This is a genomic window from Streptomyces noursei (assembly GCF_001646665.1).
Lineage (GTDB): Bacteria > Actinomycetota > Actinomycetes > Streptomycetales > Streptomycetaceae > Streptomyces > Streptomyces lavendulocolor.
Genome location: NZ_LWBU01000043.1, coordinates 214463 through 229085, shown reverse-complemented (window position 1 = coordinate 229085; position 14623 = coordinate 214463). Strand labels below are relative to the sequence as shown.

Annotated in this window: 14 protein-coding genes; 1 reads left to right on the top strand and 13 read right to left on the bottom strand. The window is 73.9% G+C overall.

The window, feature by feature from the left end; translation table 11 throughout:
• Nucleotides 1-63: 63 nt before the first annotated feature.
• From A4V12_RS05105 to A4V12_RS05060, 10 genes are all read right to left on the bottom strand, one after another.
• Nucleotides 64-258 (bottom strand): hypothetical protein, encoded by a 195-nt coding sequence (locus A4V12_RS05105; RefSeq protein ID WP_064067989.1) that lies wholly within the window; start codon nt 256-258, stop codon nt 64-66.
• A 205-nt stretch (nt 259-463) separates the two neighbouring features.
• The gene (locus A4V12_RS05100; protein WP_064067988.1) at nt 464-1330 is read right to left on the bottom strand and encodes a GAF and ANTAR domain-containing protein; all 867 of its coding nucleotides are present in this window, start codon (nt 1328-1330) and stop codon (nt 464-466) included.
• Nucleotides 1331-1510: 180 nt separating this feature from the next.
• On the bottom strand, nt 1511-2173 hold the full coding sequence (locus tag A4V12_RS05095; RefSeq protein ID WP_064067987.1) for an ABC transporter ATP-binding protein: 663 nt from the start codon (nt 2171-2173) through the stop codon (nt 1511-1513).
• On the bottom strand, nt 2166-3065 hold the full coding sequence (locus tag A4V12_RS05090) for an ABC transporter ATP-binding protein (RefSeq protein WP_064068009.1): 900 nt from the start codon (nt 3063-3065) through the stop codon (nt 2166-2168). Before A4V12_RS05090 ends, A4V12_RS05095 begins: the two co-directional genes overlap by 8 nt.
• A gap of 41 nt (nt 3066-3106) precedes the next feature.
• Complete coding sequence (locus A4V12_RS05085) at nt 3107-4012, bottom strand: ABC transporter permease (protein ID WP_064067986.1); 906 nt, start codon at nt 4010-4012, stop codon at nt 3107-3109.
• A 121-nt stretch (nt 4013-4133) separates the two neighbouring features.
• Nucleotides 4134-5099 (bottom strand): ABC transporter permease, encoded by a 966-nt coding sequence (locus A4V12_RS05080; RefSeq protein ID WP_064067985.1) that lies wholly within the window; start codon nt 5097-5099, stop codon nt 4134-4136.
• Nucleotides 5100-5137: 38 nt separating this feature from the next.
• On the bottom strand, nt 5138-6751 hold the full coding sequence (locus A4V12_RS05075; RefSeq protein ID WP_064067984.1) for an ABC transporter substrate-binding protein: 1614 nt from the start codon (nt 6749-6751) through the stop codon (nt 5138-5140).
• Nucleotides 6752-6882: 131 nt separating this feature from the next.
• Complete coding sequence (locus tag A4V12_RS05070) at nt 6883-7959, bottom strand: acyl-CoA dehydrogenase family protein (protein ID WP_234372080.1); 1077 nt, start codon at nt 7957-7959, stop codon at nt 6883-6885.
• Complete coding sequence (locus tag A4V12_RS05065; RefSeq protein ID WP_064067982.1) at nt 7938-9119, bottom strand: acyl-CoA dehydrogenase family protein; 1182 nt, start codon at nt 9117-9119, stop codon at nt 7938-7940. The genes A4V12_RS05070 and A4V12_RS05065 overlap by 22 nt, the downstream gene beginning before the upstream one ends.
• Complete coding sequence (locus tag A4V12_RS05060) at nt 9116-10093, bottom strand: NADPH:quinone oxidoreductase family protein (RefSeq protein WP_064067981.1); 978 nt, start codon at nt 10091-10093, stop codon at nt 9116-9118. Before A4V12_RS05060 ends, A4V12_RS05065 begins: the two co-directional genes overlap by 4 nt.
• 548 nt (nt 10094-10641) lie before the next feature.
• On the opposite strand from A4V12_RS05060, the gene A4V12_RS05055 reads away from it, so the two are divergent.
• Nucleotides 10642-12099, top strand: a complete 1458-nt coding sequence (locus A4V12_RS05055) for an aminotransferase class I/II-fold pyridoxal phosphate-dependent enzyme (protein ID WP_064067980.1) — start codon at nt 10642-10644, stop codon at nt 12097-12099.
• Here the strand turns inward: A4V12_RS05055 and A4V12_RS05050 are convergent.
• The 3 genes from A4V12_RS05050 to A4V12_RS05040 form a co-directional block, all read right to left on the bottom strand.
• On the bottom strand, nt 12089-12832 hold the full coding sequence (locus A4V12_RS05050; protein WP_064067979.1) for a PIG-L deacetylase family protein: 744 nt from the start codon (nt 12830-12832) through the stop codon (nt 12089-12091). The two genes, A4V12_RS05055 and A4V12_RS05050, sit on opposite strands and share 11 nt — an antisense overlap.
• Nucleotides 12833-12897: 65 nt before the next feature.
• Entirely contained in the window at nt 12898-13260 is a 363-nt protein-coding gene (locus A4V12_RS38335; RefSeq protein ID WP_064067978.1) for a dTMP kinase, read from the bottom strand.
• Between the two features lie 255 nt (nt 13261-13515).
• Nucleotides 13516-14610 carry a glycoside hydrolase family 5 protein gene (locus A4V12_RS05040; protein ID WP_064067977.1) on the bottom strand — a complete coding sequence of 365 codons (1095 nt, stop codon included), beginning with the start codon at nt 14608-14610 and terminating at the stop codon, nt 13516-13518.
• Nucleotides 14611-14623: the final 13 nt, after the last annotated feature.

The following is a 14623-nucleotide window of genomic DNA, read 5'->3' as shown; positions in this document are numbered from 1 at the left end:
GTCCCCCCTCTGGGGGAGCGCGTGCAGGGCGCCGCGGGCCAGCCGAGACTTTGCGGACACGACCTAGGGCTTCAGTCCGCTGACCACGTCGGCCGTGGCGGAGACGCCGTTGTAGATGGTCGGCGCCAGGCTGGTGCTCGCGAGGAAGAACCCGAGCAGACCGCACACCAGGGCGTGGGAGATCTTCAGGCCGCCGTTGCGCAGAAAGATCACCGCCAGGATCAGCAGAAGCAGCACCACGGAGATGGATACGGCCATGTGTCACCCTCCTCGGCCAGTCGCCGCACCCGGTGTGCGGCATTCGGCGGCCAGTCTGGCGGAGCGGCGGCGCCGTCCGGACGTACGGCACGTCGGCCGAACGGGTACAACCCGGCGGTGACCCGTTACTCGTCGTGGCCGCGGAGGAAGCGGGCGGCGTGGGCCGGGTCGCCGGCGGGGCGGTGGTGCGCCGGTCGACGCGGCGTCAGCGCCGGCGGGCGGGCCTCGCCTCGGGGCGGCGGGCCGCGGCGTGGAGGTCCTCCAGCGCGTCGAGGACGACCGTGCGGTCGTACCAGGCGAGCCAGCGGCCGACTTCGCGGCCGGTGTGCTCCAGGGCCCGGAGCTGGGCGCCGTGGAGGTCGCGGATGGGTCGCTCGAAGTGGGCGGAGACCATGCCCACGCAGCGCCCGCCGGCGACCAGGGGCACGCTGTGGGCGGCGCGGCTGCCCGCCTCCAGGATCGTCCGGCGCGCGTCCTCGGTGAACACCGGGTCCGTCGCGACGTCCCGCACGGTCACCTGCGTCACCTGCTGGGCCGCCTGCGCGCAGGAGGTCCCCTCCTGGCCGACGAAGCCGAAGAAGTCCACGAAGTCGTCGCTGAGCCCGGCGTGCTTCTCCATCCACAGCCCGCCCGCGGTGTCGTCCCCGATCTGCACGTTGCCCATGTGGGTGGTGGTGATCGCCAGGGTCTGGGACAGGGCCGCCTTCAGCACGGCGCCGCGGTGGGCGTGGGAGGCGTCGTCGATGGCCAGCGATTCCAGCGCGGGGGCGGGGTGCCGCATGCGGCCGGGGAACCACGGGCCGTCCCCGTCCTCGGGCCGTTCCAGCCGGACGACGGCCTGGGCGAGGGTGCGCAGCCGTACGTTGTGACGTTGTGAGGCGAGCTGGAGCAGCGCGAACGCCGCCTCGGCGTCGGGCAGCCGGTACCGCTCCCTGAGGATGCCCTGCGCCTCCGCGATCAGGGGCCGGTTGCGGGCCTGGGCCCGCAGGTGGCGGATCTGGTCGCGCAGCCGCGCCGGCTCGTCGCGCGGGTCGTCGGTCGCCCACGCGCCGGGCTTGAACGTCTCGGTCATACGGTCGCGCCTGCCCCCGGCGGTGCGGACCACACCCCGCGTCACCCGTGGGGTGACGCCCCGCGGGGGCACTCGACCGGCTCGACCGGCCGCCGCCCCGGTCCGCCGGGGTCCTCCTGCCCGTGATGGCGGGGCGCATGCGGGAAGACCGGGGCGTGGCGTGGTGGCACCGGCGGCCCGTCAGGCCGTGCGGACGCAGTCGGCCCACTCCTCCGTCCGGTCGCACCAGCGTTCCAGCAGCACGCGGTCGTGGCCCACGGCGAGGAGGCCCGCGCCGTGCTCGCGCCGGTACGCCTCGACCACGGCGACCAGGGCGGCGGTGGTCGACGCGTCGAGCATCGCGGTCATCTCGTCGCAGACCAGCCAGCGGGGGCGCAGCACCAGGGCGCGGGCCAGGCAGGCGCGCTGCAGCTGGCCGTCGCTGACCTCGTGCGGGCGCCGGCCGAGGAGGTCGCCGGTGAGGCCGGCCGTCCGCGCCAGTTCAGCCACCCGTTCGTCGGCCTCGGCGCGCCGGCCGGTCGCCCGCAGCGGTTCGGCGATCAGGTCGCGCAGCCGCAGCCGCGGGTCGGCGGACATGCGGGGCTGCTGGAACACGACGCCGATGGCGGTGCGCAGGTCGCGCGGGGCGCGGTGGCGCCAGCCGCGTACCTCCCGGCCGTCCACGGCGACCCGGCCGGCGTCGGGGCGGTGCAGCAGGGCGGCGACCCTGGCGAGGGTCGACTTTCCGCAGCCGCTGGGGCCGAGGAGCCCGACGGCCTCGCCGGGGGCGATGGTCAGGGAGGCGCCGCGGAAGACGGGGGTGCGGGGGTCGTAGCCTGCGGTGACGGTGTCGAGTTCAAGCACGGGCCGCCTCCTCGGCGTGGTGGCAGGCGACGCCGTCCCGGAGGGGCGGCACCGCCCGGCAGGCGTCGTCCGCGCGGTCGCAGCGCGGGGCGAAGGCGCACCCGTCGGGGAGGGCACCCAGCTCGGGCGGCATGCCTTCGATGGGGGTGAAGTCCCGTTCGGGGAGGGCGGCGAGGAGTCCCCGGGCGTAGGGGTGGCGGGGTCCGGGGGCGCCGAAGAAGCGGGTGGCGCCGGTCAGCTCGACGATCCGCCCGGCGTACATCACGGCGACCCGGTCGGCGATCCGCTCGGCGGCGGCCAGGTCGTGGGTGATCAGCAGCAGGGCGCGGCCGCCGTCGGCGTGGCGGCGCAGTTCGTCGGCCGTGCGGTCGACGAGGTCGCGGTCGAGGCCGGTGGTCGGTTCGTCGGCGAGCAGCAGCGGGGCGTCGCCGACGAGGGCGAGGGCGGTGGCGGCGCGCTGGGCCTGGCCGCCGGACAGCTCGTGGGGGTAGTGGTCGAGCAGGCCGGGCGGGAAGGCGGCGCGTTCCGCCGCGGCGACGGCCGCCGCGCGCAGCTCGGCGCGGGGTGTGCCGGACAGTTCGCGCAGTGTCTCCTGGAGCTGGGCGCGGACGGTGCGTACGGGGGTGAGGTGGGCGGCCGGGGACTGCGGGACGAGTCCGATGCGCCGGCCCCGTACCGTCCGGGCGAGGGTGCGCTCGTCGGCGGCGAGGAGGTCGATGCCGTCGATCACCGCCGTACCGGAGGTCTGGGCGTTGCCGGGCAGGAGGCCGAGCAGCGCGGAGGCGAGGACGGACTTGCCGCAGCCGCTCTCGCCGACGAGCGCGAGGCACTCCCCCGCCGCGAGGTCGAAGCTCGCGCCGCCGACGGCGGCGATGTGGCGGCCGCCGCGCATGCGGAAGCGTACGGACAGGTCCCGGACGGACAGCACGGGCGTCACAGCATCAGCTCCGATCGGCGGCGCGGGTTGATCCGTTCCCGCCAGGCGCCGGCGAGGCCCGCGACGGCGAGCGTCGGGATGATCAGGAACAGGCCGGGGAAGAGCGTGGGCCACCAGTCGCCGGCGAGCAGCGAGCCGCGCGCCGTCTGCACGAGGTTGCCGAGGCTCGCCTGGTGGGCGGGGAGCCCCAGGCCCAGGAAGGACAGGGCGGACTCGTGCCACATGGCGTGCGGCACCATCAGCACCGCCGCGAGGCCGGCCTGCGGGAGCACCGCCGGGAGCAGGTGGCGGACCGTCACCCGCCACCGGGACGCCCCGCCGGAGATCGCCGCGTCGACGTAGGGGCGGGAGCGCAGCGACAGCACCTCGGAGCGGACGATCCGGGCGGTGGACAGCCAGTGCGTGAGCGCGACGGACACGATGACGGGCCAGACGCCGGGGCGGAACATCGCCACGACGAAGATGCCGAGCAGCAGGTGGGGCACGGACGAGAAGGTGTCGACGAGCCGCATGACGAGCCGGTCGGTCCAGCCGCCGAAGGCGGCGGCCGCCGCGCCGACGGCCGTGCCGATGACGGTGGCGACGAGTGCGGCGACGAGGCCGACCAGGAGCGAGACGCGCAGGCCGTAGACGCACCGCAGCAGCAGGTCGCGGCCGAGGTCGTCGGTGCCGAAGGGGTGGTCCCAGGAGGGGGGCCGCAGCTTCAGCGACAGGTCGACGGCCTGCTGGTCGAGCTGGACGAGCGGCGGTACGAGCAGCACGGCGAGGACGACGGCGCCGGTGACGGCGGCGGAGACCGCGACCCGGACGGTGCGGGTGGAGCGGCGGGTGCGTCCGTGGGAGCGCCATGCGGGGGCTGGGGCGCTTCTTTCGGATCTTGCCGGGCTCGCGTGCCCTGGCACGCGCGTCTGCGGCGTTGTCGTCGGTCGCCAATGCTCCGCAGTGGCTCTTTCCTCCGCCTTGCATCCGCCCGCACCGGACCCCGCTCCCCGATCCGGCCTGATCCAAAAGAAGCGCCCTCGGTCAGCCATCGAAGCCCACCCTCGGGTCGGCGAGTCCGTACAGCAGGTCGGAGAGGAGGTTGCCGAGCAGCACCGCCGCCGTGGCGAGCACGGTGAGGGCGGCGAGCAGGGGGAAGTCGACCGAGGTGGCGGCCTGCACGGTGGCGGCGGCGATGCCGGGCCAGCTGAAGACGGACTCGACGAGCAGGGCGCCGGTGATCAGTTCGGGCACGCGTGAGCCGATGAGCGTGAGCATGGGCAGCATGCCGGAGCGCAGGGCGTGGCCGAGGAGCACGGTGCGGTCGTCGAGGCCGCGTGCGCGTGCGCCGCGCACGGGGTCCTCGTCGAGCGCGTCGGCGACTCCCTGGCGGACGTACAGGAAGAACCAGGGCAGTTGGGAGACGCCCAGGACGAGCGCCGGGAGGACCAGGTGCGAGGCGACCTGGCCGAAGGTGACGGTCTCACTGGCGGTGTCGGTGAGCCCGCCGGCCGGGAGCACGTCCAGTTCCAGGGCGAAGAACCAGATGGCGAGGAGCCCGAGCCAGAAGGCGGGGGCGGCTTCCAGGGTGTACGCGGCGGAGCTGACGCAGCGGTCGAGCCAGCCGCCCCGGCGGCGGGCGGCCAGGACGCCCAGGGCGGTGCCGAGCAGGATGGCCACGGCGAAGGCGGTGGCGGCGAGCAGTGCGGACCAGCCGATGCGTTCGCCGATGACGTCGGCGACGGGCTGGCGCATGACGCCGGAGTCGCCGAGGTCGCCGGTGAGGGCGGAGGTCAGCCAGTTCCACCAGCGGGACACGAGGGGCTGGTCGACGCCGAGGTTGGCGCGCAGCTGGTCGAGGTTCTCCTGCGAGGCGGTGAGGCCGGCGGTGCCGGCGTAGGCCTTGACGGGGTCGAACGGCGAGGCGGCGGCGACCGCGAAGACGGCGAAGGTCACCACGAGGAGCACGGGTACGGCGAACAGCGCCCGCCGTCCCGCCATCCGGGCCATCGCCGCCCACGGGAGGCGACGGCCTGTTTTCACGACGGTCACTTCTTCGTGTCCTCGGCGCCCTTGGGGATCCAGTCCTCGACGTTCCACCAGGGGCCGGAGGCGAGGCCGTGGTCGTGCGGTTCGACCTGGGTGACCGGCCCGTCCCAGGAGTCGTTCAGGACGTACAGGTGGTCGATGTGGGTGAGGAAGGTGTAGCCGGGGTTCTTGACCAGTTCGCGCTGGATCGTGTCGTAGGCGGCCTTGCGGGCGGCCTTGTCGTCGGTCCGGCGGCCCTGGTCGAGGGCCTTGTCGACGGCCGGGTTGTCGTACCACGCCATGTTGTTGAAGCCGTCGCCGCCGAGGGAGGACTTGAGCAGCAGGTACTGGTCGAAGTCGGGGTCGCCGGGCGAGCCGCCGCCGGCGAGGACGGCGTCGGTCTTCATGCGCGGTTCGATGACCTCCCAGGTGCCGGCCTGGGTCCTGACGTCGATGCCGGCCTTCTTGGCGTCGGAGGCGTAGGCGAGGGCGTGTTCCTGGCGGAGCTTGTCGCCGGAGAGGTACCAGAGGGGGAAGGTGGCGCGGACGCCGTCCTTGGCGCGGATGCCGTCGGGGCCGGGCTTCCAGCCGGCGTCGTCGAGGATCTTCCCGGCCGCGGCGGGGTCGTGGGGGCGCTCGGTGCCCTCGGTGAACCACTCGCTGTCGGTGGGGACGGGGCCGTACGCGGGCTTTCCGGCGCCTTCGAGGATCTGGTCGACCATGGCCCTGCGGTCGACGGCGACGTCGAGGGCGCGGCGGACGGCGGTGTCGCCGGTGACCCGGTTGTGGGTGGGGAGGGTTACCAGGCGGTAGTCGTAGGTGGTGGCCTCGAAGGTCTTCTTCGCCCGGTCGTCCTTGAAGCCCTTGGCGAGGTTCGGCGGCAGGATGGCGCCGTCGAGGTCGCCGGAGCGCAGGCGGGTGGCGCGGACGTCGTCGTCCTTGATGATGGCCATGGTGAGCTTCTTGACCTTCGGCGCGCCGCCCCAGTAGTGGGGGTTGGCCCGGAAGCTGAGCTTCTCGCCCTTGGACCAGCCGGTGAGGACGTACGGGCCGGTGCCGATGGGCCTGGTGGTGAAGGGCCCGGTGTTGACGTCCTGCTTCCCCGCGACGTGTTCGGGGGCGATGCCGAGGACGGTGCGCTCGGCGAAGGGCGCGTAGGGGTACTTGAGGGTGAAGACGACCGTGTCGTCGCCGGCCGCCCTGACGTCCTCGAGGGCGTCCAGTTCGGTCCTGGAGGCGTTGTTCGTCCTCTTGTCGAGGATGGTGCGGTAGGTGAAGACGACGTCCTTGGCCGTGAAGGGCTTGCCGTCGCTGAACGTCACGCCCTTGCGGAGCTTGTACGTGTACGTGAGGCCGTCCGCGCTCACCTCGGGCAGCGCGACCGCGAGGGCGGGCTTCAGCTTCATGTCGGCGCCGAACGCGAGCAGCCCGTCGAAGATCTTGGAGTTGCCGTCCTTGCCGTAGCCGAGCAGCGGGCTCAGCGACTCGGGCTCGTACGCGATGCCGACGACCGCGCCGTCCCGGGCCGCGGAACCGGGCGCGGGGGCGCCGGGGTTCGAGCAGGCCGCCGCCGTGAGGGCCAGGGTTCCGGCCAGCGTGGCGGCGACCGTGCCGCGTATGGATCGGGCGGACATGGTTCCACACCCCTCGTACACTGATGAAGATCGACTGCTGTTGCGAGCGATTCGCAATTAAACAGCATGTAGAGGGGTGTGCGCCTCCTGCGGTCCTTACCCGGTCGCCCCCGGGCGGGGCCCCGGCCCGGTCACGCCGGGGCCGGGAGGTCGACCAGTCCGGCGAGGGTGTCCTTGTGGTGCCCCGCCGAACCCAGGGCGATCTGGTCGGCCTTCGCCCGCTTCAGATACAGATGCGCCGGGTGTTCCCAGGTCATCCCGATGCCGCCGTGCAGCTGGACGCACTCCTCCGCCGCGTGCACCGCGACGCGCGAGCAGTACACCTGGGCGACGGCCACGGCCAGCGGCGCCTCGGGGCTGCCGGTGGCGAGCGCGTCGGCGGCGCTCCGCGCGGCGGCCCGGGCGTTCACCACCTCCAGCCAGAGCCGCGCCATCCGGTGCTTGAGCGACTGGAAGGAGCCGACCGGCCGGTTGAACTGGTGGCGCTCGCGGGTGTGCCGGACCGTCTCCTCCAGGCACCACTCGGCCACCCCGAGCTGCTCGGAGGCGAGCAGTCCGGCACCGGCGAGCAGGCCCCGCCGGACCGCCGTGCGGGCGGTGGCGGCGTCCGCGACACGGGTGCCGCCACCGCTGTCGGTCACGGTGGCGAGCGGGCGGGTCAGGTCCAGCGCGGTCAGCGGGGCGATGGTGGCGTCGGCGGCGTCGACCGCGTACAGCCCGTCGGGCCGCACCACGAGCAGGACGTCGGCGCGGGCGGCGTCGGCGACGCCGGTGACCGTCCCGGTGTCCGCGGGCTCGTGACCGGGCCCGGCCGACAGCGGGACGGCGAGCACCGCGACGGTGCGGCCGGCTGCCAGCTCTCCGGCCAGGTCGCCGGCCCCGGCCGCCAGCAGCGTCTCGGTCGCGACGACGGAGCTGGTGAGGTACGGGACCGGGGTGACCGCGCGGCCGAGCTCCTCCAGCACGACGGCCGCCTCGCGGTGGGACGCGCCGTGGCCGCCCAGCTTCTCGGGGACGAGGAGGCCGGCGGCCCCGATGTCGGTGGCGAGCGCCTTCCAGAGGGCCGGGTCGTGGGCGCCGGCCTCCTCGACGCGTGCGGTCAGGTCCGCCGGGGCGGCGCGGCCGGCGAGCAGGGAGCGCACGGCGGCGCGCAGGTCGCTCTCGGCCTCGGAGTAGAGCAGGTCCGTCATCGCGCCAGGTCCTTCCATGCGACGTCCTTGTCGTTGCGCGGCTCGGGGGGCAGCCCGAGGACGCGTTCCGCGACGATGTTCAGCAGCACCTCGCTCGTACCGCCCTCGATGGAGTTGCCCTTGGAGCGGAGGTAGCGGTAGCCGGCGTCGCGGCCGGTGAAGTCGACCAGCTCGGGACGGCGCATCGTCCAGTCCCCGTACAGCAGGCCCTCCTCGCCGAGCAGCTCCACCTCCAGGCCGCTGATCTCCTGGTTGAGGCGGGCGAACGCGAGCTTCATGCCGCTGCCCTCGGGGCCGGGCTGGCCCGCGACGAGCTGCTGGCGCAGCCGCTCGCCGGTCATCCGGGCGACCTCGGCGTCCACCCACAGGTCGAGCAGGCGCTGGTGGAGGTCGTGCGTGCGCAGCTCGGGGCGTTCGCGCCAGGTCCGGGAGACGGTCCCGATCATGCCGCCCTCGCGCGGGATGCGGGCGCCGCCGATGGCGACCCGCTCGTTGTTCAGCGTGGTCTGGGCGACCTTCCAGCCGTCGCCGACCTCGCCGAGGCGGTGGGCGTCGGGGATGCGGACGTCGGTGAGGAAGACCTCGTTGAACTCCGCCTCGCCGGTGATCTGTCGCAGCGGCCGGACCTCGACGCCCGGGTCGGTCATGTCGCACAGGAAGTACGTGATGCCCCGGTGTTTGGGCACGTCGGGGTCGGTGCGGGCGATGAGGATGGCCCAGCGGGCGACGTGGGCGCTGGACGTCCACACCTTCTGGCCGTTGACGACCCAGGTGTCGCCGTCGCGCACGGCGCGGGTGCCGAGCGCGGCGAGGTCGGAGCCGGCGCCGGGCTCGCTGAACAGCTGGCACCACACCTCCTGCCCCACCCACAGGGGTCGCAGGAACCGCCGCTTCTGCTCCTCGGTGCCGTACGCGAGGATCGTCGGGGCCGCCATGCCGAGGCCGATGCCGATGCGGCGCGGGTCGTTGTCGGGGGCGCCGGCGGCGGCCAGCTCGGCGTCCACGACGGCCTGGAGGGAGCGGGGGGCGTCGAGGCCGCCGAGACCCGCGGGGTAGTGGACCCAGGCCAGGCCGGCGTCGAAGCGGGCCTCCAGGAAGGCGGTGCGGCCGGTGGAGGCGGGCGGGTGCGCGGCCAGCAACTCCTGGGTGCGGCGGCGCAGTTCGGTGGCGTCGGTCATCGTGCGGCTCCTTCCGTGGCGGGCGGGAGGACGACGAGCCGGCCCGTCGTCGTGCCGTCGGCGACCCGCTGCACGGCGGCCGCCGCGTCCTCGAAGGCGACCCGGTCGCCGATCAGGGGCTTGATCAGGCCCTTGGCCGCGTACTCGGTGAGGAGGTCGTGGCAGCGGCGGATCGCCTCGGGGTCCTTCTGGTTGTACAGGCCCCAGTGCAGGCCCATGATCGTGTAGTTCTTGACCAGGGCGTGGTTGAGGGCGGGTGCGGGGATGTCGCCGCTGGCGAAGCCGACGACCACGATCCGGCCCTCGAAGGCCACGCACTTGGCGGACTTGGCGTACGCGTCGCCGCCGACCGGGTCGTAGACCACGTCGGCGCCCCGGCCGCCGGTGAACTCCTTGACGGCCGCGACGACGTCGTCGCCGTGCCGGTCGATGACGGCGTCGCAGCCCAGATCACGGGCGACGGCGGCCTTCTCGGCGCCGCCGACGACCCCGACGACCTTCGCCCCGGCGGCCTTGCCGAGCTGGACGGCCGCGCTGCCGACACCGCCCGCCGCGGCGTGCACGAGAAGCGTCTCGCCCTCCCGGAGGGCGGCCCGGCGGTGCAGCCCGAACCAGCCGGTCTGGTAGCCGATGTGCAGGGCGGCGGCCTCGGCGTCGTCCAGCGCGTCGGGCGCGGGGAGGACCGCGGCGCGGTCGGCGACGACGTACTCCGCGAGCCCGCCGTGGGGCAGCGACGGCGTGGCGATCACGCGCCGGCCGTCCTCGGTCTCTCCGCAGACCTCCACGCCGGGGGTGAACGGCAGCGGCGGCCGCACCTGGTAGTGCCCCCGGCACAGCAGCGCGTCGGGGAAGTTGACGTTCGCCGCCCGGACCTTCAGCAGGAGCTGCCCGTCCCCGGGCGTGGGCCGGTCCACCTCCTCGCGTCGCATCACCTCGCCCGGCTCGCCGTTCCGGTGTACTCGCCATGCCTGCATCGAGGGCCTCCACAAGGTGTCGGGCAGTACCGCGCTGGGTCACACGCGTCGCATACTAAGCGGTCGCTTGCCCGGAGGGAACATCCTTCGGGACATCGACCGGACATCGACGGAACACCGGACCGGCACGCGGGCCGGGGGACGGCGCCTACGGGTGGCCGGCGCGGCGCGCGGGCCGGCAGGCGGACCGGAGGGCTTGGCGAGGCCGGGCCGGGGGTTGGTGGGCGGTCCGGCGGTCCGGCGGTCCGGGGCGGCGCACACGGGTGGCCGGCGCGGGGCGCGGACCGGCGTACGGGCGGGTCGGGCGGGGGCGTACGCGCGGGCTGGGCGGAGGTGGGAAGGGACCCGTGCGGGGTACAGGACCGGGGCCCGGCTCGCACGGGCGGGACGTGTGCGGGGTACGGGACCGGGGGCCGCATGGCACGGGCGGGACGCCTGGCGGGCGGTCCGGGGCCGCAGCCGGTTGAACGGCATCCCGCGCCCATCCGTATGGATCGGCGGCCCGCACTCCCCCGTGCGGGTCTTCCTCGGGCAGGGAGGGCAGATCCATGGCCGGCGACATCACCACGCTGTTCCGGGCGTCCACCGCGCACAGTCCCTCGATCGCCATGCTGGACCGGGCGCGCGGCGCGGGCGGGGGCGGGGGCGGCGGGGCGCCGGGCCGGATCACCGACTTCTGCATCCCCTGCAACCCCTATTTCCCCACACCGGCGATGTTCGAGCAGCTGGGCGGACGTCTCAGAGAGATCCTCACCTACTACCCGAGCAGCGCGGAGACCATCACCGCCGAACTGTGCCAGACCCTGGGGCTCAATCCGCAGACCGTCGCGATGGGGAACGGCTCCACCGAGCTGATCACCTGGATCGACCACCTGCTGGTCAGGGAGTCGCTCGCCGTGCCGGTCCCGACGTTCGGCCGGTGGACCGACCAGCCGATGGAGACGGGCAAGCGCGTCGACATGATGCTGCTGCCGGAGGCCCACGGCTTCCGGCTCGACCCGGAGGCGTTCGTACGGTTCGTCCGCTCCCGGCGCTCCCGCACGGCGGTCATCTGCAACCCCAACAACCCCGACGGCGGCCTGCTCTCCAAGGACCAGGTGCTGGAGCTGTGCGACGCCCTCCAGGACCTGGACCTGGTGGTGGTCGACGAGTCGTTCCTCGAGTTCTCCGACGCCGCCGCGGGGACGAGCATCGTCGAGGAGGCCGTGCTCCGGCCGCATGTGCTGGTGCTGCGCAGCCTCGGCAAGAACTTCGGTCTGCACGGCGTGCGCTTCGGCTACCTGGTCGCCAACCCCGCGCTGGCCGGGCGGGTCCGCTCCATGCTGCCCAAGTGGAACCTCAACTCCTTCGCCGAGGCGGTGGTGTTCATGCTGAGGGACCACCGCCCGGAGTACGAGGAGAGCCTGCGCCGCGCCCGGCAGGACCGGCAGGAGATGACCGCCTGCCTCTCGGCGCTGCCCGGACTGACCGTCTACCCCTCGCAGGGCAACTTCGTGTACGTACGGCTCCCGGTGGGCGTGGACGGGGCGGTCCTGCGCGACCGGTTGTTCACCGAACATTCGGTGCTGGTGCGGGAGTGCGGCAACAAGGTGGGCAGCTCCAGCCGGTTCCTGCGGCTGGTCGTGCGCCCTCCGCACGAGGTGCGCCAGCTGGTGTCGGCCCTGGAGCGGGTGCTGTACGGCGGCCCGGCGCAGCCGGCGCCGGTGGCCGCGCCGGCGCTCCCGCCCCTCGCGGCGGCGGCGCCGGGCGCGGGCGCACCGCACGGACTGCAGCTCGTGCCCGCGTCCGTACCGGTGATGGCGCCGCCGCAGCTCGCGCCACAGGCCCAGGCGCAGGTGCAGACACCGGCGCCCATGCCCGTGCCGCTGCCCGCGCAGCCGCTCGTCCCGGCCCCGCTGACCGCCGGCACGTCACCGGCCGCCGTCCCGGTGGTGGGGCCCATGGCGATGGCCCGGGGGTACACCTCCTCCGGCACCGCGGCCGTCGACCGGCTCGTCAGCGGCTGAACACCTCGAACGTCACCGCCGGCCGCCCGCCGAACCGTGCGGCGGCGGCCTCGGCGTTGGCGGTGAGGAAGGTACGGCAGTACTCCTCCGGGTCCTGGTCGGTCAGCACCTCGATGTAGGTGCGGTGCTCCAGCAGCGACCTGATGGCGCGCTCCATGCCGGGCGTCGCGTCGACGGCGTGCGTCGGCGACGACGATCCCGCGACCGCCACCCAGCGCACGCCGTCCCAGGGTTCGAGGCCCTGCTCGACGAGTTCGGGGAAGATCCAGCGGTTCCCGGCGTCACCGGCCGCGTCGAGGGTCGCCCGCCCGACGGCCACGTGGTCGGGGGTGTTCCAGACCGTCGAGCCCCAGGTGTCCCGGTGGTTGAGCGTGATGACGAGCTCGGGGCGGTGGCGCCGGATGGCGGCGGCGATGTCCCGGCGCAGCCCGAGGCCGTACTCGACGACACCGTCCCGGTGGTCGAGGAACTCCACCTCCGTGACGCCGACCACCGCCGCGCCGGCCCGCTGCTCCCGCTCGCGCAGCGGTCCGCACGTGGCGGGGTCGAGGGTGTCGATGCCCGCCTCGCCCCGGGTCGCGAGGAGGTAGGCGACCTCGCGACCGCCGTCCGTCCAGGACGCCACCGCGGCGGCACACCCGTACTCGAGGTCGTCCGGATGTGCCACCACGGCGAGCGCACGCCGCCAGTCGTCGGGCATCGGCTGGAGCTGGTCGTTCACGTGATCGGTCATGGCGGCAGAATACGGCGGCCTCCCCCGCCGGGGCGGCTCACGCGACGTCCGGGGACGCGGCGGGTTCAGCCGCCCAGGGACCCCTTCATGTGGCGCAGGATCTCCGCGGTCACGCCCTCCCGGGGGGTGGTGCCGTCGATGTGGACCAGTTCACTGCCGAGTTCCTCGTACGTACGGGTGATGGACTCGACCCGCTCGGCGGACCTCTCCTCGTGCTTCAGGCGGTCGCCGTCGCGCTCCCGGAGGCGCCGCAGCAGTTCGTCGGTGGGCAGCTTCAGGTAGAAGGCGTGATCGGGGCGCGGGATTCCTTCGTTGATGGTCGCCAGGAACCGGAAGTCGACGCCGCGGTGCACGAACACACCGAAGGTGGCGTACACGTACCGGTCGCAGAGCACGACCGCGTTCCGCTCCAGGGCGGGGTTGATCACCTCCCGCACATGACGCCGCCTGTCGGCCGCCGCGAGGAGGGCGAGGATGTGGGCGGTCTCGGTGGAGCCGCCCTCGTCGTGGAAGACCTGGACCTCGGCCCGCGCCGGGCCAGTCCTCGTTCGTGTTCGGTCGTCACGCCCGGCATTCTGCGGGGTGGCACCACGGATGACCAGTGCAGGCCCCCTGCCGGCAGGCAGCCGGGCGAGGTGCGGGTGGTACCCGCCGGCGGGCGGCCGGGTGGTGCGGGGCGCGGCTCAGGACCTGATGCGGTCACGGATCCAGACGCCGGCCGGCTTCAGCGAACCGGTGCCGGCCCAGGGGCCGTTGTTCGCGCAGGTGCCGGGGGTGAAGACGGCGCCGGAGCGGTGGTCGTCGGAGAAGTTCCAGTTGACCCAGCTGATCCGCTTCCGGGCCATGAGGTCGAGGTAGCGCTGGGCCATCGCGAAGTCGTCGGCGCCTTCGCCGGCGTAGTCCTGGGTGCCGAACTCGGTCACGAACACCGGGAGCCGGTCCGCCGCCCGGGAGAGGGTGGCGAGGTACTCCTCGCGGTGCGAGGCGGCGTAGAAGTGGAAGGTGTACATGATGTTGGAGGCGCGCACCGGGGCGTTGACGACCTCGGTCTCGTCCGAGCCCTCCGAGACGCCGAACGAGGACCACGCGCGCGTGCCGACGAGGATCGGGGTGCGGGGGTCCTCGGCCCGGATGACGGGGATCAGTTCCTCGGCGTAGCTCCTGATGCGGGACCAGGCGACGCCGCTGGGTTCGTTGGCGATCTCGTACAGCAGGTTCTTCTTGTCGCCGTGGCGGCGGGCGATCTCGGAGAAGAAGGTCTTGGCGCGGCTCAGGTTGTGGTGGGGGTCGCCGGGGGTGAGCATGTGCCAGTCGACGACGGCGTACATGCCGCGGGCGGTGGCCCGTTCGATGACGGAGTGCACCAGGTCGGTGTAGCCGCGCGGGTCGGTCTCGTAGCCGCCCTCCTGGACGTACATGGAGATGCGCAGGACGTCCGCCCTCCAGTCGGTGGCCAGGGCGTCGAGCGAGCCGCCGGTGACGCACTGGCGGTACCACTGGAGGCCGTGCGTGGACATGCCGCGCAGTTGCACTGGGGTGCCGTGCTGGTTGCACAGTCGGGTGCCGCAGACCTTGAGCCGGCCGTTGACGGCGACGGGGGTCGCGGCGGCGGGGGTGGGCGAGGTGTTCACGGCTCCATGATCCGCGCCGGGAGCGGCGGCGGTGGCGGCGGTGGCGGGGAGGGCCTGCGCCGTGAGTGCCGCGAGGGTGACGAGGAGCGCGGCGAAGAGGGTGCCGAGGGGGGCGGGGGGTCGTGTCCTGATCCGTGCCGGTCTCATGTGGGGGCTCCGA